Source organism: Rathayibacter sp. VKM Ac-2928, assembly GCF_022815545.1.
GTDB lineage: Bacteria > Actinomycetota > Actinomycetes > Actinomycetales > Microbacteriaceae > Rathayibacter > Rathayibacter festucae.
Genome location: NZ_JALGRU010000003.1, coordinates 365,054 through 386,171, shown reverse-complemented (window position 1 = coordinate 386,171; position 21,118 = coordinate 365,054). Strand labels below are relative to the sequence as shown.

The following is a 21,118-nucleotide window of genomic DNA, read 5'->3' as shown; positions in this document are numbered from 1 at the left end:
ACCGGTCGTCGACACCGGAGTCCTCCCCACCTCCGGCTCGCGAGATCACCTTCGGCTCGTGGTTCCGACCGCTTCCTCCGAGCCGACGCTCGTCACCCGTGCCGGACAGTGCTCCCGTCCCGAGGGGAGCCGCGCCCGCATCCGCCGCTCGCCGGAGCGCCCAGGCTCCGCTGATCCCCGCGGGAGATGCTGGGGCATGCCCCTCGCCGTCCCCGACGCCCTCGTCCCGCTCGCCCTGCGCCTGGCCCGCGCCAACCGCACGTTCGTCAGCGCGGACGGCGCTCGCCGGCGGATCCGCGAGAACGCCCTCCGCCCGGCCCGCTTCGGCCCGCCTCCGCGGCTGCGACCCGGAGTGCGCGTCGACGTCGAGCAGGTCGCCGGCTGGCCGGTCTACACGATCCGCCCGCAGCGCATCCGCGGCGGGGTCGTCTACGCCCACGGCGGTGGCTGGGTCAACGAGATCGCGCCGCAGCACTGGTGGCTGGCGGCGCGCATCGCGGACGAGGCCTCTGCGGCGGTCACCCTGCCGATCTACCCGCTGGTCCCGTTCGGCACGGCCCTCGAGGCGCGCGACGGCGTCCGCGCGCTGGTGCACCGGAGTCTCGACCGGTACGGCGCGACGGCGCTCGCCGGCGACTCGGCGGGCGGCCAGCTCGCGCTGTCGACGGCCCTCGCCCTCCGCGACGAGGGCGTCGTCCTGCCGTCGACCACGCTGATCTCGCCCGCCCTCGATCTCTCCTGGAGCAACCCGCGCATCCCGGAGGTGCAGCCGAGCGATCCGTGGCTCGGCACGCCGGGCGGCCGCGTGCTCGCCGAGAAGTGGCGCGGCGAGCTCGATCTGCTCGACCCGATCGTCAGTCCGCTCTTCGGCGACCTCGCCGGCCTCGGACCGCTGAGCGTCTACACCGGCACCCGCGACGTCCTGAACCCCGACGCGCACGTCCTCGCCGAGAAGGCGGCGGCGGCCGGAGTGCCGTTCGAGCTGCACGAGGCGGTCGGCCAGCTGCACGTGTACCCGCTGGTGCCGACCCGCGCGGGCCGGGAGGCGCAGCACGACCTGGTCGACGGCCTCCGGGCGGCACTCTGACCCCGGGCACGACCTCCGGCTCGCGGAATCGCCTCCGGCTCGCGAGAATCCCGCGATTCCACAAGCCGGAGCTGCTTCTGCGTGCCGGAAGGCGTCGGAGCGACGTCGGGCTCGCGGAAACACCTCCGGCTCGTCGAAACGGGCCGATTCTGCGTGCCGAGGCTCGTTCCGCGTGCCGGAGGATGCGGAAGCGACGTCGGGCTCGCGAAAACACCTCCGGCTCGTCGAAACGCCGCGATTCCATGTGCCGGCACTCGTTCCGCGTGCCGGAACGTGCCGGAGCCACCTCAGGCTCGCGGAAACACGTCCGGCTCGTCTAAACGCCGCGACTTCGCGTGCCGGAGCGCGTTCCGCGTGCCGGAGGTCATGCGGAAGCGACGTCGGGCTCGCGGAAGCACCTTCGGCTCGTCGAAACGCCGCGAAGGAGCGTGCCGGAGCTCGTTCCGCGAGCCGGAGCTCATCTCTGTCAGCCGAACGGCCCGATCGGCCCCCGGATCCCGCACCCGACGGCGCTCAGGACCCCGCTCGCCGGCCGGTCACACCCCGCCGCCGTGCAGGACTAAAGCTGGAAGCCCCGAATCCGTCGAGAAACGGTCGGATCGGCCCTTCCAGCCTGAGTCGTGCGGGCGTTCCCGCCGAGACCTACGCGCCCCAGCTCGACTGCGTGCCGCCGACGCGCTCCTCCGCGATGGCCTGCGCGTGGCCGGACGCCGCATACGCCGCCATCGGGTCGGCCGGCAGCCCGCGCTCCGAGCGCCAGGCAGCGAGGGCCGGGCGGACGTCGGAGTAGAAGGCGTCCATGAAGATCCCGTTCGCGCCGAGCACGTCGCCGGCGAGCTGCGCCTCGTGGAGGGCCGCGCGGTCGACGAGCAGCGCGCGCGCCGTCATCTCCTGCACGTTGAGCACCGAGCGGATCTGGCCGGGGATCTTGTCCTCGACGTTGTGGCACTGGTCGAGCATGAAGGCGACGGGCGAGTCCGGGCCGTAGCCGCCTCCGCGCACGACCTCGTAGAGGATGCGGAAGAGCTGGAACGGGTCGGCCGCTCCGACGATCAGGTCGTCGTCGGCGTAGAAGCGCGAGTTGAAGTCGAACGAGCCGAGCTTCCCGAGGCGCAGCAGCTGGGCGACGATGAACTCGATGTTGGTGCCCGGCGCGTGGTGTCCGGTGTCGAGGCAGACCAGCGCGCGGTCGCCGAGCGCGGCGACGTGCGCGTAGGAGGTGCCCCAGTCCGGAACATCCGTGTGGTAGAACGCGGGCTCGAAGAACTTGTACTCCAGGACGAGGCGCTGCTCGGTGCCGAGGCGCTCGTAGATCGCGGCGAGCGAGTCGGCGAGGCGGTCCTGACGGCCGCGGATGTCCTGCTGCCCCGGGTAGTTGGAGCCGTCGGCGAGCCAGATCTTGAGGTCGCGCGAGCCGGTCGCGTCCATGATGTCGATGCAGGCGAGGTGGTGGTCGATCGCCTTCTGGCGGATCACCGGGTCGGAGTGCGTGAGCGAGCCGAACTTGTAGTCGTCGTCCTGGAAGGTGTTCGAGTTGATCGTGCCCAGTGCGACGCCCTTCGACGCGGCGAACTCGCCCAGCGCCGCGTAGTCGTCCACCTTGTCCCACGGGATGTGCAGCGCGACGCTCGGCGCGAGGCCGGTCAGCTCGTTGACCTTCGCCGCGTCCGAGATCTTCTCCTCGATGGTCCGCGGGGTGCCCGGCGTGCTGAACACCTTGAAGCGGGTACCGGAGTTGCCGAACGCCCACGAGGGCAGTTCGATCGCCTGCTGCTCGAGCTGGCGGAGGATGTCGGGGCTGAGGTCGGTCACGGCGGGGTCCTTCTGTGCGGGGCGATCCGGCCGTGCGGCGGACGCCGACCGGGCGGCACCGTATGAATCGTTTCACAGCGCCGTGGGCCGAGCGTATCGCTCCGCTTCCCGGGCTGTCAAAGGCCTGCAGAGAGGGGGCACGCCTGCGGTGCCGCCGGATGAGATGATTCCCGGATCGCGCGCAGCCCTGCGACCCGCGACGACCCGAGGAGACGATGTGCCGTCCATCAGTGTCCGCGAGGTCGCCGCTCGCGCCGGAGTCTCGGTCGGCACCGTCTCGAACGTGCTCAACCGCCCCGAGAAGGTGGGCGCCGAGTCCGTCCGCCGGGTGCAGTCCGCGATCGCCGAGCTCGGCTTCGTCCGCAACGACGCGGCCCGCCAGCTCCGCGCCGGGCGCAGCCGCAGCATCGGCCTCGTCGTGCTCGACGCCGGCAACCCGTTCTTCGCCGAGCTCGCCCGCGGAGCCCAGGCCCGCGCCGCCGAGGCGGGGCTCTCCGTGCTTCTCGCGAGCACCGACGCCGAGGCCGACCGCGAGGACTCCTACCTCGATCTGTTCGAGGAGCAGCGGGTGAGCGGGGTGCTGATCTCGCCGCAGGGGGAGGGGTCGGCGCGGCTCGACCGGCTCCGGGCCCACGGCATCCCCTGCGTGCTGGTCGACCGGGAGTCGGGGGACAGCGCGTTCTCGTCGGTCGCGGTCGACGACGTCGCCGGCGGGCGGCTCGCGGTCGAGCACCTGCTCGGGCTCGGGCGGCGCCGGATCGCGGTGGTCGGCGGGCCGGAGTCGATCCGCCAGGTCGCGGACCGGTTCGCGGGCGCGCGCGAGGCCGTGGCGGCGGTGCCGGGCGCGACGCTCGAGGTGCTGCTGACGCCGGGACTGACCGTGCTGGACGGCCGGGCCGCGGGCCGGGCGCTCGCCGAGCGCGATCCCGCCGACCGCCCCGACGCCGTCTTCTGCGCGAACGACCTGCTCGCCGTCGGCGTGCTGCAGGGGCTGATGCTGCTGGGCGAGGTGCGGGTGCCGGAGGACGTGGCGCTGATCGGCTACGACGACATCGCCTTCGCGACCGCGACGATCGTGCCGCTGTCGAGCATCCGGCAGCCGAGCGCCCTGATCGGCGCGACCGCCGTCGAGCTGCTCCTCGAGTCCGAGCCCCGCCAGGTCGTCTTCCAGCCCGAGCTCGTCGTCCGCGCCTCGACCTCCGGCTGACACTCCCGTCTGCCTCTCCCCGCGAGATGCCACTTGTGCACGCTTCTCACGGCGTGTCGCGCTCATAAGTGGCATCTCGCGGAGACGGGCAGAACGGGGGACCTCCGCCCGGAGGCTGAGCGCGCTGGTAGCGTTTAGTGGGCCGGGTCCAAGAAACGCGGCTTCCCCCTCCTGACGAAAGCCGCCATGACTCTGCGCCGTTCCGCCCTCGCCGCCCTCGCGGCCTCCGCCCTCCTGCTGACCGGCTGCACCGCCGCGTCCGACGGCGACGCCGGGGGAGGCTCCAGCACCCCGGTCGCCGACGGCGTCCTCACCTACGCGACCGGCGACGCCGAGCCCACCTGCCTCGACCCGCACGTCGGCGGCAACTACCCGCAGGCGCTGCTCGCGACCCAGGTCCTGGAGTCGCTCGTCTCGCGCAGCGACGACGGCACCATCACCCCGTGGCTCGCGGAGTCGTGGACCGTCTCGGACGACGCGCTCAGCTACGACTTCACCCTCCGCGAGGGCCTGACCTTCACCGACGGCACCCCGCTCGACGCCGACGCGGTCGCTGCGAACATCGAGCACCTGCAGGACCCGGCGACCAAGTCCTCCACCGGCTACCTCGCCGTCGCGAAGGTGGAGTCGGTCACCGCCGTCTCGCCGACCGTCGCCCGCTTCACCCTCAGCGCCCCCGACAGTGCGCTGCTCGAGTCGCTCTCGCAGCCGTGGACCGCGATCGAGTCGCCCACCGGCATCGCCCGCGGCGAGGAGGCGAACTGCGAGGCGCCCGTCGGCACCGGCCCGTTCACGGTGACGGAGTGGGTCAAGCAGGACCACGTGACCCTCACCCGCAACGACGACTACGACGCCGCCACGGGCCCGACCGGCGAGGGACACGACGGCCCCGCCTACCTCTCGAGCATCACCTGGCGCTTCATCCCCGACTCCGCCACCCGCTACGCGGCACTGCAGGCGGGCGAGGTGGACGTGATCGACAACGCCCAGCCCGACACGCTCGCGGCCGCCACCGACGCCTCCGACCTCGTCGAGATCGACGCGCCCCGCCCCGGCTCGGTGAACCGCCTCGAGCTCAACTCGGGCCAGGCGCCGTTCGACGACCAGAGCGTGCGCGAGGCGTTCATCCGCGCCGTCGGCGTCAACGACGCGATCGACTCCCTCTTCTTCGGCACCGCCGAGCGCTCGTACTCGCCGCTGTCGAGCAGCGAGGCGACGGCCTACTCCGATCCGTCGCTCTTCGAGGACGCCGGCTCGGACGACGAGATCGCCGCCGCGGAGGACCTCCTCACGGCCGCGGGCTGGGTCGACTCCGACGGCGACGGCATCCGCGAGAAGGACGGCGCTCCGCTCGTCCTGCGTCTGCCGGTCAGCACCAACCAGTCGATCCCGGCCGAGCAGTCGCTGTTCGAGCAGATCCAGGCGTCGGCGAAGGTCGCCGGCTTCGACGTGCAGATCAGCCTGCTCGACCTCTCCAGCTGGTACACCGCGCTCGCGGCGAACGAGTACGAGCTGGTCAGCGCGCCGTACACGAAGGTCGGACCGGACGTCCTGCGCACCCTCTACGCGTCCTCCGGCATCACCCCGGCTCCGAGCGGCTACTTCGCCAACCACGCCCAGGTGAACGACCCCGCCCTCGACGCCCTGCTCGAGCAGGCGAGCGCGACCGTCGACGAGACCGAGCGCGCCGACCTCTACTCGCAGGCCCAGCGGATCGTGCTCGAGGGCTACTGGATCCTGCCGCTCTACGACCAGCAGAACCACTACCTGCACCGCTCGGCCGTCCAGGGCGTCGCCGCCCTGGCCACCGTCTCGACCCCCTGGTTCGCGGACGCCTGGCTCTGACGCTGCGGGCCCGCGCTGCTTCCGAGCATGCTGGTCGAGCAGCCGCGCAGCGGCGTATCGAGACCCGGCGTCCTGATCACGGTGGATCTCGATACGCCCTCTGCGAGGGCTGCTCGATCAGCATGCGTCGCCCGCCGGTCGAGCGGTGCCGCAGCCTCCACCATGCTGGTCGAGTAGCCGCGAAGCGGCGTATCGAGACCCGCCCGCACGACCCCGCATCCCGAGAGGAGCCCCCGTGATCCGCCTCCTCCTCCGCCTCGGTGGCGCGCTCGTGGTGCTCTGGGCGGTCGCGACAGCCGTGTTCTTCCTCATCCGCCTCATCCCCGGCGACCCCGCGCAGGCGATCCTCGGCGGCCCCGGCTCGCAGGCGTCTCCGGAGGCGCTCGCCGCGGTCCGCGAGCAGTACGGCCTCGACCAGCCGCTGCTCGTGCAGTACCTCACCCAGCTCGGCCGCCTCGCCCGCGGCGACCTCGGCACGTCCTACTCCCTGCGCACCCCCGTCGCCGACCTGCTCGCCCAGCAGCTGCCCGGCACCCTCCTCCTGGCCGCGCTCGCGCTGACCCTCGCATGGGTCCTCGCCCTCGCCACCGCGCTCTGGTCCACCCGCGGCGGCCGCGTCGCCGCCGCGATCGGCTCCGGCCTCGAGCTGACCGCCGCCGCCCTCCCGCACTTCTGGCTCGCGACCGTGCTGATCGCCGTCTTCGCGACCGCGCTGCGCTGGTTCCCGCCGGTCAGCACCGGCTCCGCGAACGGCCTCGTGCTGCCCGCGCTGACCCTCGCGATCCCGCTCGCCGGCTTCCTCGGCCAGGTGATGCGCCGCTCCCTCCTCGACGCGCTGGAGTCGCCGTTCGTGCTCGCGGCCCGCGCCCGAGGCGAGGGCGAGCTCGGCATCCGGCTCCGGCACGCGCTCCGGCACGCGGTGCTGCCGGGCGTCTCGCTCTCGGGCTGGGCGTTCGGCTACCTGATCGGCGGTGCGGTGGTGGTCGAGACGATCTTCGCCCGGCCCGGCCTCGGCCGGACGTTGCTGGCCGCGGTGACCGTCCGCGACGTGCCCGTCGTCACCGGCGTCGTGCTCGTCACCGCCCTCGCCTACATCGTCGTCACCCTCGCCACGGACCTCGTCGCCCGCCTCATCGACCCGCGCCTCGCCGCCGCCCGCCCGCAGGAGGCCCGCGCATGAGCGAGCTCGAGCTGCGCGCCGCCCGCCCCTCGCGCCGGGCCGCCGGCCGCCTCCGCGTCGGCGAGCTGCTCGCCCTCGCCTTCGTCGTCCTCCTGCTGCTCGCGGCCGTCGCCCCCGGCTTCCTCGCCCCGTTCGATCCGCTCGCCATCGCCCCGCGCGACGCCTTCGACCCGCCCTCCGCCGCGCACCTCCTCGGCACCGACGAGTCGGGCCGCGACGTCCTGAGCCGCCTGATCTCCGGCGCCGGAGCCTCCCTCCTGATCGGCGTCAGCGCCACCGCCATCGGCCTCGTGCTCGGCGCCGTGCTGGGCGTCGCCGCGGCGTTCGGCGGCCGCTTCGTCGACGGAGTGATCGGCCGGGTCCTCGAGGTCCTCTTCGCCTTCCCCGCGCTGCTGCTCGCGCTGCTGGTCATCGTGGTCACCGGCCCCGGAGTCGTCCCCGCGACGGTCGCGGTCGGCCTCTCGACCGCGCCCGGCTACGCGCGCATCCTCCGGACCCAGCTGCTCGGCATCCGCGACTCCGGCTACGTCGAGGCGGCGCGCGTGCTCGGCCACTCCGCGCCGCGGATCCTGCTCGCGCACGTCCTGCCGAACACCTTCGGCCCGCTCGCGGTGCTGGCGACGCTCGGCGTCGGGCAGGCGATCGTCTGGGCCTCGGCGCTCAGCTACCTCGGCCTGGGGGCCGAGCCGCCGGCGCCGGAGTGGGGCGCGATGCTCTCCGCGGGCCGCACCTACCTCTCGAGCGCCTGGTGGCTGACGGTCTTCCCGGGTCTCGCGATCGTGCTGACCACGCTCGCGACGACGGTCCTCGGCGGCCGACTGCGGGGTGCGCGATGAGCGCCGGGCGCGCGGGCAGTGCCGCCGTGGTGGAGGACCTCCGCGTCGCCTTCGACGGCGTCGAGGTCGTGCACGGGGTGTCCTTCCGGATCGAGCCGGGGGAGTGCGTCGCGATCGTCGGCGAGTCCGGCTCGGGCAAGAGCGTCACCGCGCGGGCGCTCCTGGGTCTGAGCGGGGGAGTGGCGACCGGGAGCGTCCGGGTCGGCGACCAGGAGGTGATCGGCGCGGGCGCGCGGACCCTCCGGCGCCTCCGCGGTGCCGGAGTCGGCTTCGTGCCGCAGGACGCGCTGCTCTCGCTCGATCCGCTGCGCCCGGTCGGCCGCGAGATCGGCGACGTGCTGCGCCTGCACTCCCGGCTGTCCGCGGCGGAGGCGTCGGCGCGGGTGGCCGAGGTGCTCGCGAGCGTCGGCATGCCCGACCCGGAGGAGCGGATGCGCGACCGCTCCGGCGAGCTCTCCGGCGGACTCCGCCAGCGCGCGCTGCTCGCCGCCGCGATCGCGCTCGACCCGCCGCTGCTGGTGGCCGACGAGCCGACCACCGCCCTCGACGTCACCGTGCAGGCGCGGGTGCTCGAGCTGTTCGCCGAGCAGAAGGCGCGCGGCCGGGCGCTGCTGCTGGTCTCGCACGACCTCGCCGTCGTCGCCGGGCTCGCCGACCGGATCCTGGTGCTCGCGGACGGCCGGGTGGTCGAGGACGGCCCGGCGAAGCGGGTGCTGCGCGCGCCGGAGTCGGTCCAGGCGCGGACGCTCGTCGCCGCGGTCCCGGCCGGGCGGCCGCGCGGCTCGCGGCTGACCGATCCGGACGCACCCGTCGTCCCGCCCGCGCCGCCCGGCGAGCTGCTGCTGCGCGCGGCCGACCTGGTCACCCGATTCCCCCGCCCCGGCGGCGGCACCCGCACCGCCGTCGACGGCGTCGGCCTCGAGCTGCGCCGCGGCGAGACCCTCGGCCTCGTCGGCGAGTCCGGCTCGGGCAAGAGCACGGTCGCCCGGCTGCTGCTCGCACTGCGCCGCCCAGACGCGGGCTCGGTCGAGTTCGACGGCGGCCCGTGGTCGGCGGCGACCGAGCGCGCGCGGCGACCCCTCCGCCCGCGGATCGGCGCGGTCTACCAGGACAGCCTGTCGTCGTTCGATCCGCGCTGGAGCGTCGGCCGGCTGCTCCGCGACGCCGGGGCGGAGTCGGTGCCGGCCCTGCTCGAGAGCGTCGGCCTCGCCGCGTCGCTGGAGCGGCGCTCGCCGCGCACCCTCTCCGGCGGGCAGCGCCAGCGCGTCTCGATCGCGCGCGCCCTGGCCACCCGCCCCGACGTCCTGATCTGCGACGAGCCGGTCTCGGCCCTCGACGTCTCGGTGCAGGCGCAGATCCTCGACCTCCTCGACGACCTCCAGCGCCGCCACGGCCTCGCCCTGCTCCTGATCTCCCACGACCTCGGCGTCATCGCGCACATGAGCGACCGCATCGCCGTGATGCGCGACGGCCGCCTCGTCGAGTCCGGCCCGGCCGCCGCCGTCCTCAGCACCCCGCGCGAGGCCTACACCCGCCGCCTGCTGGCCGCGGCCCCCCGCCTCGACCGCCCCTGACGCCTTCGCCGTCGCACGACGTCGGCCCGTGCATGCTGGTCGAGTAGCCCCGCAGGGGCGTATCGAGACCCGCCGTCATCAGCAGGGCGACTCTGCAGACTCGCCTTCCGACGCTGGTGGATCTACTTGGAAGAGACGCCCGCAGACATGCTGGTCGAGTAGCCCCGCAGGGGAGTATCGAGACCCGCGCACCCCAAGGACGTCGGCCTCTTCCCCGCCCTGCGATGGCGCCGGAGGCGCCCCCTCCGCTCGATAGGGCCCGCTCCGCGGGCTGCTCGATCAGCAGAGAGGCGCTCGAACGGTGGGGAGCGCTCGGGCGCTGCAGAACATCAGCTGAGAAGGGGTGGCCTCCGCTGTCAGGGGAGGGACCCTGCTCTCAGCTGATGTTGTGCGCACCGACTGCCGGTCGAGGAGCCCGCAGGGGCGCAGCGCGACCCGCCGTCACCAGCGGAGTGGGTCTGCGTGCTGGAGTTCTGCCGACGGGATCTGCTTGGAAGAGACGCCCGCACACATGCTGGTCGAGTAGCCCCGCAGGGGCGTATCGAGACCCACGTCCTCCGGCAGTGGTGCTGCATGCGGACGGATCTCGATACGCCCGCTGTGCGGGCTACTCGATCAGCATGGGTCGCCCGCCCGCCGCTCCCCAGGTGGCCTCCGCCGCACCCGCCCGCCGCACCGGTGCCCCCGCAGGGCATCCCTCCGCGCGCCGCCGCGCCGTAGCGTGACTGGCATGACGAACGACCCCGAGGCGCGCGACTTCCTGACCTCCCGCCGGGCCCGGCTGACCCCCGAGCAGGTCGAGCTGCCCGGCGGCGGCAACCGCCGGGTGCCGGGCCTGCGCCGCAGCGAGGTGGCCCAGCTGGCCGGCGTGAGCATCGAGTACTACTCGCGGCTCGAGCGCGGCGACCTCCGCGGCGCGTCCGAGTCGGTGCTGACGGCGCTCGCCGACGCCCTGCGCCTCGACCGCGCCGAGCGCGAGCACCTCTTCGATCTCGCCCGCACGGCCGAGCGCTCGCCGCTGCGCTCCCGCCGGCGCGCGCCCGCCGCCGTCCGGCCGAGCATGCGGCTCGCGGTCGAGTCGATCACCTCGGCCCCCGCCTTCGTCCGCAACGGCCGGCTCGACGTCCTGGTCGAGAACGACCTGTTCCGCGCGCTCTACGCCGACCTCTACGCGCTCCCGGAGCGCCCGGTCAACCTCGCCCGCTTCGCCTTCCTGCAGCGCGAGCTGGCGGAGGCGTTCTACCCGGTCTGGAGCACCGCCGCCGACATCACCGTCGGCATCCTCCGCACCGAGGCCGGCCGCGCCCCGCACGACGCCGACCTCCAGGCCCTCGTCGGCGAGCTGTCCACGCGGAGCGACGAGTTCCGCACCCGCTGGGGCGCCCACGAGGTGCGCCACCACGCCAGCGGCAGCAAGTTCTTCCACCACCCGATCGTCGGCGACCTGCACCTCAGCTACGAGGCCTTCGAGCCGCTCGGCGACCCCGGCCTCGACTTCCTGATCTACAGCGCCGAGCCGGGCTCGCCGAGCGACGACGCCCTGAAGCTGCTCGCGAGCTGGTCGGCGACCCAGAGCGCCGACACCCCCGCCGCGCACCCCGCCCCCGCCGACAGGACCGCCGAGTGAACCGCCGCACCACCCTCCTCTTCGCGATCGCGGGCGGCGTCGCCGTCGGCAACCTCTACTGGGCCCAGCCGCTGCTCGACTTCCTCGCCACCGACCTCGGCACGAGCACCGGATCCGCGGGCTGGCTCGTCACCGCGACGCAGCTCGGCTACGCCGTCGGCGTGCTCCTCTTCGTCCCGCTCGGCGACGTGCTCGACCGCCGCGTCCTCGTCCCCGCCGCGATGCTCTGCGCCTCCCTCGCCCTGCTCGCCTGCGCACTCGCCCCGACCTTCGCCGTGCTCGTCGCGACCCTCGCCCTCGTCGGCCTGACCACCGTCGCCGGCCAGATCCTCGCCCCGCTCGCGGGCGACCTCGCCGACGACGCCACCCGCGGCAGGGTCGTCGGCACCGTCGTCTCGGGCATCCTGACCGGCATCCTCGTCTCGCGGACGATCAGCGGCCTCATCGCCCAGGCCGCCGGCTGGCGCACCGTCTACGTGGTCGCGGCGGTCGCGGGCGTCGTGCTCGCGGTCCTGCTCGCCCGGGCCATCCCGTCGCTCCCGCCGCGGACCCGCCTGCGCTACCCGGCCCTGATCGCCTCCGTCTTCGCGATCGTCCGCCGCGAGCGCTCGGTGCGCTGGAGCCTCGCCCTCGGCGGCACGTCCTTCGCGGTCTTCACGATGTTCTGGACCTCGCTGACCTTCCTGCTCAGCGCCCCGCCGTTCTCCTTCGACGTCGGCACGATCGGCCTCTTCGGCCTGATCGGCCTCGCCGGCGCCGTCGCCGCGCAGCGCGCCGGGCACCTGCACGACCGCGGCCTGGCGCTCCCGGCGATCGGCGTCGCCTGGGCGGCGGTGCTGCTGTCCTTCGTGATCGCGGGCATCGGAGGCGGCTCGATCGTGGCCGTGATCGTCGCGATCCTGGTGCTCGACATCGCGATCCAGGGCCACAACATCCTGGTGCAGTCGCGGATGTTCCAGGTCGACCCGTCGGCGCGCAGCCGGCTGAACACCGCGTTCGTCACGACCAACTTCGTCTGCGGCGCGCTCGGCTCGGCCCTCGCGTCCTTCCTCTGGACCCACGGCGGCTGGGGCGCGGTCTGCATCGCCGGCGCCGTGCTGAGCGGCTTCGCGCTCACGGTCTGGCTGCTCGGCCGCCGCTCGGCCCTGGTGCTCCCCGCGGCGCAGCCGGCGGTCTGAGCTCGGGGACCGCCGGCCCGTCCGCCAGGCCGCTCAGCCGGACTCCTCAGCCCAGCCCAGCCCGGCCTCTCAGCCCAGCCGGAAGGGCTCGCCAGGAGCGAGCACGTGCACCCGCTCCGGATGCGTCACCGCCCGCAGCACGTCGGCCGGGTCGCCGTTGAACGGCGCGAAGTCCGGCGAGTCCACCGAGCCCCAGTGGTGCAGCAGCAGCTGCGACGTCGGATGCGCGTCCGCCATCTCGATCGCGCCCTCGAAGGTGAAGTGCCACTCGCTGTCCGAGAAGTCGAAGAGCATCACGTCGGGGCTCGGCCCGGTCAGGTGGTGCTCGCGGATCAGCCGCGAGTCGCCCGGCGCCCAGACCGTGCCGTCCGGCGTCTCGAGCCAGAAGCCGCAGGCGTCCTCCTCCTCGAAGAAGCGCTGCCCCGGCTCGGGGAACGCGTTCTGCCAGGCGTGGTCGGCCGGGGTGAGCCGGACGCTCACACCGCCGACCTCGAACGCGTCGTCGATCCCGTGCCCGTGGGCCGGCAGCCCCTCGGCGGTCATCTCCGACGCGACGTACCGCGTCGAGTGGAACGCGGTCGTCACCGGCGCGAGTTCGCGGCAGGTCGGCCGGCTGAAGTGGTCGTTGTCGCTGTGCGTCACCAGCACCGCGTCCAGCCGCGGCACGGCGATGGCGGCGATTGGGAAGTCGATCAGCACCGGCATGTCGAAGCCGCCGAGCAGCGGATCGATCATCAGCGAGGTGCCGCGCGAGGTGAGCAGGAACCCGGCCATGCCGAGCCAGCGGAGCGTCGTGCCGCCGTCGTCCTCGAACGCCTCGTCGCCGAAGAAGCGGGTCGGCCCCGCCACCGCCTGGCGGCGCTCGTCGTCCTGCGCGTTCGTCATCGTCGTCTCCGCTCGTCGAGGTCGTTCCGGGACCACCCTACGAGCGGCTCCGAGACGGAGCGGCGCGTGCTGCGGCGCGTGCTGCGGCGCGTGCTCATTCCGCGAAGACGCGCTTCGCGACGTCGATCGCCGAGAGCGCCTTGGGCCAGCCGGCGTAGAAGGCGAGGTGGGTGAACGCCTCGACGATCTCGGCCTCGGTCAGTCCGTTGTCGCGGCCGATGCGGATGTGCGCGTCGAGCTGCACCGTGCTCCCGCCGGTGAGCAGCGAGGAGAGCGTGAGCAGACTGCGGTCGCGCTTGGCGAGCTCGGGGCGCTCCCACACGTCGCCGAAGAGCACGTCCTCGGTGAGCTGGACGATCTTCGGAGCGAGGTCGCCGATGGTGGCGCGGAGCGGGCTGGGGGTGGTCTCGGGCACGGGGTCTCCTCGGGGCTGGGGGAAGGGGGATCCCGACCACTCCACACCGCTGTGCACGCGCGAGCGAGGCCCTGCCGGAACGTGTACCGCCAGGGCCTGTCCCGTGCTCCGACTCCGGCCTAGCGTGGCGACGGAGACGCCAGCCCGCCCCGCCCGTCCGTCCCGGAAGAAGGACCCCGTGAACATCGAACCGACGACCCCCACCGTCAAGAACCCGCCCGAGCAGTTCGCCGGCGACGTCTGGCTCGACACCATCGTCGTGCCGCACGACGCCGAGCAGCGCACCACGATGGCCCGGGTGCGCTTCGCCCCCGGCGCGCGCACCGCCTGGCACTCGCACGCCCGCGGCCAGTACCTGCACGTGACCTCGGGCGTCGCCCGCTTCGGCGGACGCGACGGCACGATCCTCGAGGTGCACGCCGGCCAGACCCTCTACACCCCGCCCGGCGAGGAGCACTGGCACGCCTCCGCGCCCGGCGTCTTCATGGAGCACCTCGCCGTGCTCGAGGCCGCCGACGACCCGTCGACGACCACGGCCTGGGCCGAGCACATCACCGACGCGGAGTACGAGGGCAGCGCAGCCGAGGGCAGCGGAGCCGGAGGCCGCTGACGGACGCAGAACATCGGCTGAGACGCTTCCTCATCGCCCCTGAGCGATGAGCCGCACGTTCAGCCGACGTTCTGCAGCGGCAGGCCCCGGAGTGCTACTCGTAGCGCAGCGACTGCACCGGATCCGCCCGTGCCGCCCGCGCGGCCGGCAGCGTCCCCGCCACGAACGCGATCACCATCACCACGAGCACCACCGTCAGGATCGACACCGGGTCGAACGCGATCAGGGTCAGCCCGGGCAGGTCCGAGAGCAGCGAGCCCGAGAGCACCCCGCTCAGCCCGGTCCCCGCCGCCACCGCCAGCAGCGCGCCGATCGCGCTGCCGAGGAAGCCGATGAACGCCGCCTCGATGCTGAAGAGCGCGAACACGCGTCCGCTGCCCATGCCCATCGCCTTCATCAGGCCGATCTCGCGGGTCCGCTCCTGCACGCTCATCAGCAGCGTGTTGACGATGCCGAAGCTCGCCGCCAGCAGCGCGATCACCGCGAAGGCGTTGAGCACCAGCACGATCCCGTCGACGACGGCCTTGATCGTGCCCAGCTGGTCCGCGACCGTGGTGCCGGTGTAGCCGGCGTCCGCGAGGCGGTCCTTCAGTGCGGTGACCTGCTCGTCGTCCGCCGCCGCGTCGAAGCGCACGCTCGCCTGGGCGAAGCGGTCGACCTGGTCCGCCGGCACGCCGATGCTCTGGGTCGTGAACAGCGCGTCGGTGAGCGCGTCGTTGGTGACGAGGCCTCCGCCCGCTCCCGCGATGCTCTCCTCCGCGACGCCGACGATCGTCGCCTCGACCACGTGCGGCGTCCGCTGCGCGTCGGTGATGCCGATCGACAGCGTCGTCCCGACGGCGGCCGCGTCGTCCGCGAAGCCGAGCGGCTCGACGTACGACACCGGCAGCACCGCCTGGAGCTGCGTCGACGCGTCGTCGAGGCCGGCCCCCGCGGCGAGCTGGACGGTCTGCCCCTCCACGAGGCTCCCGATCCCGATCACGTACTTCGCGCCGTCGTCGCCGGCGGCCACGTAGTCGGCCGAGATCGACTTCACCGCCTGCACGTCGAGCACGCCCTCGACCCCGGCGAGCGTGTCGAGGTCGGCCGGGGTCAGCGCGACGACGGTCTGCCCGGGAGGCCCCGCCGCCCCGCTCGCGACCGCGTCGGGGTCGTACTCGACCGGCCCGGAGCCCAGGCCCGTCGCCGACTCGGAGGTCTTCGACACGGTCATCACGTCCGAGGCGCCGACTCCGTCGACCGTGTCGTCGATGTAGGCGTTGATGCCGGTGCCGAGCCCGTTGGTGAGGGTCAGTGTGAACGCGCCGACGAAGATCGCGAGGATCGTCAAGAGCGTGCGCGTCCGGGAGCGGAAGGTGTTGGCGATCGCGGTCCCGATCAGGTCGACGGCCTTCATGCTGCCACCGCCGCGGAGTCCTCGACCAGCAGGCCGTCGCGGATCATCAGGCGCCGGTCGCAGCGCGCGGCCAGCTCCTCGTCATGGGTGACCACGATCAGGGTGATGCCGTTCTCGCGGTTGAGCGCGAAGAGGATGTCCTCGACCACCCCGCCGGTCGTCGTGTCCAGGTTGCCGGTCGGCTCGTCCGCGAACAGGATGCGCGGGTTGTTGACGAGCGCGCGGGCGATGACCGTCCGCTGCTTCTGTCCGCCGGAGAGGTCGACGGCCCTGCTGCCGGCCTTGTCGTCGAGCTCGAGCTGGGCCAGCGCGGCGAGGCCGCGGCGCTTGCGCTCCGCCCGGCCGATCCCGGCGATCTTCATCGGCAGCACCACGTTGTCGAGCACCGACGCGTTCGGCGTGAGGAAGAACTGCTGGAACACGAAGCCGAAGGTGCGGTTGCGGGTGACGTCGAGCCGGCGCCCCTTGAGCGTGCTGGTGTCCACTCCCTCGAGCTCGACCACGCCGGTGCTGGGGGCGTCGAGCAGCGCGAGCAGGTGCATCAGGGTCGACTTGCCCGAGCCGCTCTTGCCGACGATGGCGACGCTCTCGCCCTCCTGGATGTCGAAGCTCACGCCCTTCAGCGCCTCGAAGCGGTTCTGGCCTCGGCCGTACGACCTGCGGACGTCTCTCACCGAGATGATGGGCGTGCTCATGGGACTCCCTCCGCCGCCCGGCGGGTTCCGGAGCGGCCCCTCCAGCCTGAGCGGCGCCGCCCGATCGCGCGTCCCTCGCAGGGTGTCCCCGCCGTACCGCGGTCGCGGTAGGCGGAGCACCGCGGCGGGGTGACGCCGCGGTGCGCGCACTCCGCCAGGATGTGGGGATGACGCCGCGGATGCAGGCCCACCCGCGGCTGCGGTCGTGGCTCGGCGACGCCCTCGCGGCCGCGATCATCGTCGCCGCGGCGTTCGCGCCGTTCCAGGGGTCCGCTCAGCGGCCGTCGGGTCTGCTCGAGTTCGCGATCGTGCTCGCGCCGGCGGTCCTGCTGCCGCTGCGGCGGCGCCGGCCGATCCCGGTGCTCGCGGCGATCGTCGTGCTGTCGGCCGCCGCGGCGGTCCTCGGCCTGCTCGCGCCGGGCGTCGTCCTCGCGACGGCGATCGCGATGTTCGCGGTGACGAACCGCAGCTCCCGCCGGATCGGTCTCGTCGTGACCGGGGTCACGGTGGTCGCGGTGGTGCTCCTGAGCGTGGTCGGCGCGGCGGTGAGCCCGCTCGACGCCCGGGCCGTGCAGTACGCCGTCACGGTGCTCTTCGCGGCGGCCGCCGGCGACGCGACGCGCTCGCGCCGCGAGTACATCGTCGCGGTGACGGAGCGTGCCGAGCGGGCCGAGCAGACCCGGGAGTCGGAGGCGCGGCGCCGCGTCAGCGAGGAGCGGCTGCGCATCGCCCGCGACCTGCACGACGCCGTCGCGCACCAGATCTCGGTGATCAGCCTGAACGCCGGGGTCGCGAGCTCCGCCCTCGACTCCCGGCCCGAGAAGGCGCGCGAGGCGCTCAGCACGATCCGCAGCGCGGCGCGATCGGTCCTCGGCGAGATCGGCGACCTCCTCGAGGTCCTCCGCACCGACGAGGCGGCCGGCACGGCTCCGCAGCCCGGCCTCGACCGGCTCGACGAGCTCGTCCGCCGCTTCGGCGAGGACGGCCTGCAGATCACCGTCCGCACCGAGGGCACGCTCGACCGCATCCAGGGGGCGGCCGATCTCGTCGCCTACCGCGTGGTCCAGGAGGCGCTCACCAACGCCCACAAGCACGGTGCCGAGCACCGCGCGCACGTCCTCGTCGCGGTGGCGGACGAGCGCGTCGAGATCGTCGTGGCGAACCCGGTCGCGGCCGTCGCGGGTCCGGACCCCGAGCGCGGCAGCGGGCACGGGCTGCTCGGCCTCCGCGAGCGCGTGGCCTCCGTCCGCGGCACGGTGGTGACGGGAGCGACACCGGGCGGCTACCGGGTGGCGGCGTCGCTGCCGCTGCCGCAGTCGGCGGTCGGGCCGTCGGCGTCGCTCCCGCAGGCATCCCCGACCGCGCCGATGCCGTCCCCGTCGATGCCGTCTCCGGAGGAGGACCCGCGATGACCACCGTCCTCGTCGTCGACGACCAGCCCCTGATCCGCCAGGCCGTCACCGACATCCTGAGCAGCGAGAGCGGCATCGAGGTCGTCGGCGAGGCGCGCACCGGCCGCGAGGCGGTCGAACTGGCGACCCGCCTGCGCCCGGACGTCGTCCTGATGGACATCCGCATGCCCGAGCTCGACGGCATCGGCGCCACCGCCCTGATCTGCGCCGACCCGGAGCTCGCGGCGACGAAGGTCCTCATCCTCACGACCTTCGAGGAGGACGAGTACCTGATCGCCGCCCTGCGCGCGGGTGCCGGCGGCTTCCTCGGCAAGGGCGCCGAGCCGGAGGAGATCGCCGCCGCCGTCCGCGCCGTGCACGCGGGCGACAGCCTCCTCTCGCCCGCCGCGACCCGCAGCCTGATCACCCGCTACGTCCTCGCGCCCCAGGCGTCGCCGCCGCTCGTCGAGCCGCCGGAGTTCGCCCAGCTGACCGACCGCGAGCGCGAGGTCCTGCTGCTCGTCGCGCGCGGCCGCTCCAACCAGGAGATCGCGGACGACCTCGTCATCTCCCCGCACACCGCCAAGACCCACGTCAACCGCATCATGACCAAGCTCTCGGCCCACGACCGCGCCCAGCTCGTCATCGCCGCCTACGAGAGCGGCCTGCTGACCCCCGGCGCCTGAGGCGCCCGCCGAGGCGTCCTCGAACCGTCGAGGCGTCCCGCAGCACCCGGACGCCTCGACGGGAGCGGGACGTCGCGCGCGCGTCACGCCGGCGGCGGCACGCTCACGATCCGGTCGTCCTCCTCGCCCGGCGACCCGCGTCCGTCCGTGTTGCTCGTCACGAACCACAGGTCGCCGTCCGGCGCCGCCACCGCGTCGCGCAGCCGGCCGTACTCGCCGACGGCGTAGTCGGTCGAGACCGACGGATCCGCGACCGGCACCGCGCGCAGCACCTCGCCGCGCAGATTCGCCAGGTAGAGCACGCCGTCCAGCTCGGTCATCCCGCTCGGGCTGGCCGCGCCCGGCTCCCACTGCTGCACCGGATCGACGAAGCCGTCCTCGCCGGCGATCCCCTCGACCTCTGGCCAGCCGTAGTTCGCGCCCGGCTCGATCACGTTCAGCTCGTCCCAGGTGTCCTGCCCGAACTCGCTCGCGAAGAGCGTGCCGTCCTCCGCCCAGGCCAGGCCCTGCGGATTGCGGTGCCCGCTGCTCCAGACCAGCGACCCCGGGTACGGGTTGTCCTCGGGCACGGCGCCGTCGAGCGTCATCCGGAGGATCTTGCCGGAGAGCTCGCCCAGGTCCTGCGCCGCCTCGCGCCGCCCGGCGTCGCCGACGGTCGCGTAGAGCATCCCGTCGGGGCCGATCGCGATCCGGCCGCCGTCGTGGGTGCGCGCGGCCGGGATGCCGTCGAGGATCGTCTCCGGCTCGCCGACCGCGTACGACCCGGCCTCGCCCTCGAGCGCGAACCGCTGGATCCGGTTGCCGTCGGCCGCGGTCGAGTAGGCGAACAGCGTCCGTCCGTCGACGGCCAGCCCGAGCAGCCCGCTCTCGCCCTCGGCGACCACGCCGTCGACGACGCCCACCTCGCGCGCCTCGCCGTCGTCCGCCAGCTCGAGCACCCGTCCGCTGTCCCGCTCGCTGACGAGCGCCGTGCCGTCGTCGACGAACGCGACCGACCACGGCGCCTCGAGCCCCTCCGCGACACTGCTCGCGCCGACGAGCTCGCGCGCCTCGGGGCCGGGAGCGGCGGGAGTCGTGCTGCAGGAGGCGAGCCCCACGCCGAGCGCGAGCGTCGCGCCGACGAGGGCCGAGCGGAGGACGGGACCGGTCATCCCCCCAGGCTGCCCGCCGAACCTTCGAGCCCTCTCAGCCGCTGCCGCGCTCACCGCTAGCACCCCGACGGATCCCGCGCACCCCCACCGCATGTCGGACCCGCGGCGTAGCGTTGCAGAGGTGATGCGCCCCCAGATCAGCACCCTCGGCCAGCTGCGCGCCTCCGGGCACGCGCAGAAGACCCTCCGCACCGAGATCCGCGACAACCTCCTCGACGCCCTCCGCGAGGGCCGCGACCCCTGGCCCGGCCTGCACGGCTTCCAGGACACCGTCATCCCCCAGGTCGAGCGGGCGGTGATCGCCGGGCACGACATCGTGCTCCTCGGCGAGCGCGGCCAGGGCAAGACCCGCCTCCTCCGCACGCTCAACGGCTTGCTCGACGAGTGGACCCCCGTCATCGACGGCTCCGAGCTCGGCGAGCACCCCTACGAGCCGATCACCTCGATCAGCAGGCGCCGAGCGGACGAGCTCGGCGACGAGCTGCCCGTCGCCTGGCGCAGCCGCGAGGAGCGCTACGTCGAGAAGCTGGCCACGCCGGACACGAGCGTCGCCGACCTCATCGGCGACGTCGACCCGATGAAGGTGGCCGAGGGCCGCAGCCTCGGCGACCCGGAGACCATCCACTTCGGCCTCATCCCGCGCAGCCACCGCGGCATCGTCGCGATCAACGAGCTGCCCGACCTCGCCGAGCGCATCCAGGTCGCGATGCTCAACGTGATGGAGGAGCGCGACATCCAGATCCGCGGCTACGTCCTGCGGCTCCCGCTCGACGTCCTCGTCGTCGCCAGCGCCAACCCCGAGGACTACACGAACCGCGGCCGGATCATCACCCCGCTGAAGGACCGCTTCGGCGCCGAGATCCGCACCCACTACCCGACCGCGCTCGTCGACGAGATCGCCGTGATCCGCCAGGAGGCCGACCTCGTCGCCACCGTCCCGGACGCGCTGATCGAGATCCTCGCCCGCTTCACCCGGGCCCTGCGCGAGTCGTCCTCGGTCGACCAGCGCAGCGGAGTGAGCGCCCGCTTCGCCATCGCCGGCGCGGAGACCATCGCCGCCGCCGCGCTGCACCGGGCCACCCGGCGCGGTGAGGAGGAGGCGGTCGCCCGCCCGATCGACCTCGAGACCGCGGTCGACGTCCTCGGCGGCAAGATCGAGTTCGAGTCGGGCGAGGAGGGCCGCGAGGACGAGATCCTCGACCACCTCCTCCGCCAGGCCACCGCCGAGACGGTCCGCGCGCACCTGCGCGGGCTGGACCTCACCCCGCTCGTCACCGCAGTGGAGAACGGTGCAATGATCACCACGGGCGAGCAGGTGACGGCCGAGGAGTTCCTCGCGGCCCTGCCCGTCCTCGGTGAGTCGACCCTCTACGACGACATCGCCGACCGCCTCGAGGCCGTCGGCGCGGGCCGCCGCGCGGGCGCCGTCGAGCTCGCGCTCGAGGGCCTCTACCTCTCCCGCAAGCTCAGCAAGGAGACGGGCGGGGGCGAGGCCGTCTATGGCTGAGCCGCTGGCCATCGGCCTCCCGCTGTCCGCCGGCTT

General features: G+C 73.7%; 18 protein-coding genes. 12 read left to right on the top strand and 6 right to left on the bottom strand.

Going from position 1 to position 21,118, the window contains the following annotated elements:
- The first annotated feature begins 196 nt into the window (after positions 1–196).
- Complete coding sequence (locus tag MT350_RS13290; RefSeq protein WP_243616088.1) at positions 197–1,087, top strand: alpha/beta hydrolase fold domain-containing protein; 891 nt, start codon at positions 197–199, stop codon at positions 1,085–1,087.
- Positions 1,088–1,729: 642 nt separating this feature from the next.
- Here the strand turns inward: MT350_RS13290 and rhaI are convergent.
- Entirely contained in the window at positions 1,730–2,899 is a 1,170-nt protein-coding gene (rhaI, locus tag MT350_RS13285; protein ID WP_243616087.1) for an L-rhamnose isomerase, read from the bottom strand.
- A 217-nt stretch (positions 2,900–3,116) separates the two neighbouring features.
- On the opposite strand from rhaI, the gene MT350_RS13280 reads away from it, so the two are divergent.
- From MT350_RS13280 to MT350_RS13250, 7 genes are all read left to right on the top strand, one after another.
- Complete coding sequence (locus MT350_RS13280; protein ID WP_243616086.1) at positions 3,117–4,106, top strand: LacI family DNA-binding transcriptional regulator; 990 nt, start codon at positions 3,117–3,119, stop codon at positions 4,104–4,106.
- A gap of 186 nt (positions 4,107–4,292) precedes the next feature.
- Complete coding sequence (locus MT350_RS13275) at positions 4,293–5,951, top strand: ABC transporter substrate-binding protein (protein WP_243616085.1); 1,659 nt, start codon at positions 4,293–4,295, stop codon at positions 5,949–5,951.
- A 235-nt stretch (positions 5,952–6,186) separates the two neighbouring features.
- Entirely contained in the window at positions 6,187–7,131 is a 945-nt protein-coding gene (locus MT350_RS13270; RefSeq protein WP_243616084.1) for an ABC transporter permease, read from the top strand.
- Positions 7,128–7,967, top strand: a complete 840-nt coding sequence (locus MT350_RS13265; RefSeq protein WP_243616083.1) for an ABC transporter permease — start codon at positions 7,128–7,130, stop codon at positions 7,965–7,967. The genes MT350_RS13270 and MT350_RS13265 overlap by 4 nt, the downstream gene beginning before the upstream one ends.
- Positions 7,964–9,541 carry an ABC transporter ATP-binding protein gene (locus MT350_RS13260; protein ID WP_243616082.1) on the top strand — a complete coding sequence of 526 codons (1,578 nt, stop codon included), beginning with the start codon at positions 7,964–7,966 and terminating at the stop codon, positions 9,539–9,541. Before MT350_RS13265 ends, MT350_RS13260 begins: the two co-directional genes overlap by 4 nt.
- Before the next feature lie 730 nt (positions 9,542–10,271).
- Positions 10,272–11,168: a helix-turn-helix transcriptional regulator gene (locus MT350_RS13255; RefSeq protein ID WP_243598114.1), complete on the top strand. Its 897-nt coding sequence runs from the start codon at positions 10,272–10,274 to the stop codon at positions 11,166–11,168.
- Positions 11,165–12,346, top strand: a complete 1,182-nt coding sequence (locus tag MT350_RS13250; protein WP_243598115.1) for an MFS transporter — start codon at positions 11,165–11,167, stop codon at positions 12,344–12,346. Before MT350_RS13255 ends, MT350_RS13250 begins: the two co-directional genes overlap by 4 nt.
- 69 nt (positions 12,347–12,415) lie before the next feature.
- Here the strand turns inward: MT350_RS13250 and MT350_RS13245 are convergent, their stop codons facing one another.
- Together MT350_RS13245 and MT350_RS13240 are read right to left on the bottom strand one after the other, a co-directional pair.
- Entirely contained in the window at positions 12,416–13,231 is an 816-nt protein-coding gene (locus tag MT350_RS13245; RefSeq protein WP_243616081.1) for an MBL fold metallo-hydrolase, read from the bottom strand.
- Between the two features lie 94 nt (positions 13,232–13,325).
- Positions 13,326–13,646 carry a carboxymuconolactone decarboxylase family protein gene (locus tag MT350_RS13240; protein ID WP_123705558.1) on the bottom strand — a complete coding sequence of 107 codons (321 nt, stop codon included), beginning with the start codon at positions 13,644–13,646 and terminating at the stop codon, positions 13,326–13,328.
- A 178-nt stretch (positions 13,647–13,824) separates the two neighbouring features.
- On the opposite strand from MT350_RS13240, the gene MT350_RS13235 reads away from it, so the two are divergent.
- The gene (locus tag MT350_RS13235; protein ID WP_243616080.1) at positions 13,825–14,256 is read left to right on the top strand and encodes a cupin domain-containing protein; all 432 of its coding nucleotides are present in this window, start codon (positions 13,825–13,827) and stop codon (positions 14,254–14,256) included.
- Between the two features lie 94 nt (positions 14,257–14,350).
- On the opposite strand, the gene MT350_RS13230 is transcribed toward MT350_RS13235, so the two are convergent.
- Both MT350_RS13230 and MT350_RS13225 read right to left on the bottom strand, forming a co-directional pair.
- The gene (locus tag MT350_RS13230) at positions 14,351–15,652 is read right to left on the bottom strand and encodes an ABC transporter permease (protein ID WP_243616079.1); all 1,302 of its coding nucleotides are present in this window, start codon (positions 15,650–15,652) and stop codon (positions 14,351–14,353) included.
- On the bottom strand, positions 15,649–16,347 hold the full coding sequence (locus MT350_RS13225; RefSeq protein WP_123446839.1) for an ABC transporter ATP-binding protein: 699 nt from the start codon (positions 16,345–16,347) through the stop codon (positions 15,649–15,651). Before MT350_RS13225 ends, MT350_RS13230 begins: the two co-directional genes overlap by 4 nt.
- Before the next feature lie 167 nt (positions 16,348–16,514).
- On the opposite strand from MT350_RS13225, the gene MT350_RS13220 reads away from it, so the two are divergent.
- The gene (locus MT350_RS13220; protein WP_243616078.1) at positions 16,515–17,759 is read left to right on the top strand and encodes a sensor histidine kinase; all 1,245 of its coding nucleotides are present in this window, start codon (positions 16,515–16,517) and stop codon (positions 17,757–17,759) included.
- Positions 17,756–18,424, top strand: coding sequence for a response regulator transcription factor (locus tag MT350_RS13215; protein WP_123736589.1), 669 nt, complete (start codon positions 17,756–17,758; stop codon positions 18,422–18,424). Before MT350_RS13220 ends, MT350_RS13215 begins: the two co-directional genes overlap by 4 nt.
- An 83-nt stretch (positions 18,425–18,507) precedes the next feature.
- Here the strand turns inward: MT350_RS13215 and MT350_RS13210 are convergent, their stop codons facing one another.
- Positions 18,508–19,575, bottom strand: a complete 1,068-nt coding sequence (locus MT350_RS13210) for a sorbosone dehydrogenase family protein (RefSeq protein WP_243616077.1) — start codon at positions 19,573–19,575, stop codon at positions 18,508–18,510.
- Between the two features lie 124 nt (positions 19,576–19,699).
- Between MT350_RS13210 and MT350_RS13205 the strand changes: the two genes are divergently transcribed.
- Positions 19,700–21,082 carry a magnesium chelatase gene (locus tag MT350_RS13205; protein ID WP_243616214.1) on the top strand — a complete coding sequence of 461 codons (1,383 nt, stop codon included), beginning with the start codon at positions 19,700–19,702 and terminating at the stop codon, positions 21,080–21,082.
- Positions 21,083–21,118 lie beyond the last annotated feature (36 nt).

Bases quoted from the DNA above. Each gene is read 5' to 3' on its own strand.
- MT350_RS13290 (WP_243616088.1), top strand. From the start codon at position 197: ATGCCCCTCGCCGTCCCCGACGCCCTCGTCCCGCTCGCCCTGCGCCTG.
- MT350_RS13275 (WP_243616085.1), top strand. From the start codon at position 4,293: ATGACTCTGCGCCGTTCCGCCCTCGCCGCCCTCGCGGCCTCCGCCCTC.
- MT350_RS13265 (WP_243616083.1), top strand. From the start codon at position 7,128: ATGAGCGAGCTCGAGCTGCGCGCCGCCCGCCCCTCGCGCCGGGCCGCC.
- MT350_RS13260 (WP_243616082.1), top strand. From the start codon at position 7,964: ATGAGCGCCGGGCGCGCGGGCAGTGCCGCCGTGGTGGAGGACCTCCGC.
- MT350_RS13255 (WP_243598114.1), top strand. From the start codon at position 10,272: ATGACGAACGACCCCGAGGCGCGCGACTTCCTGACCTCCCGCCGGGCC.
- MT350_RS13245 (WP_243616081.1), bottom strand. From the start codon at position 13,231: ATGACGAACGCGCAGGACGACGAGCGCCGCCAGGCGGTGGCGGGGCCG.
- MT350_RS13230 (WP_243616079.1), bottom strand. From the start codon at position 15,652: ATGAAGGCCGTCGACCTGATCGGGACCGCGATCGCCAACACCTTCCGC.
- MT350_RS13225 (WP_123446839.1), bottom strand. From the start codon at position 16,347: ATGAGCACGCCCATCATCTCGGTGAGAGACGTCCGCAGGTCGTACGGC.
- MT350_RS13220 (WP_243616078.1), top strand. From the start codon at position 16,515: ATGACGCCGCGGATGCAGGCCCACCCGCGGCTGCGGTCGTGGCTCGGC.
- MT350_RS13215 (WP_123736589.1), top strand. From the start codon at position 17,756: ATGACCACCGTCCTCGTCGTCGACGACCAGCCCCTGATCCGCCAGGCC.
- MT350_RS13210 (WP_243616077.1), bottom strand. From the start codon at position 19,575: ATGACCGGTCCCGTCCTCCGCTCGGCCCTCGTCGGCGCGACGCTCGCG.
- MT350_RS13205 (WP_243616214.1), top strand. From the start codon at position 19,700: ATGCGCCCCCAGATCAGCACCCTCGGCCAGCTGCGCGCCTCCGGGCAC.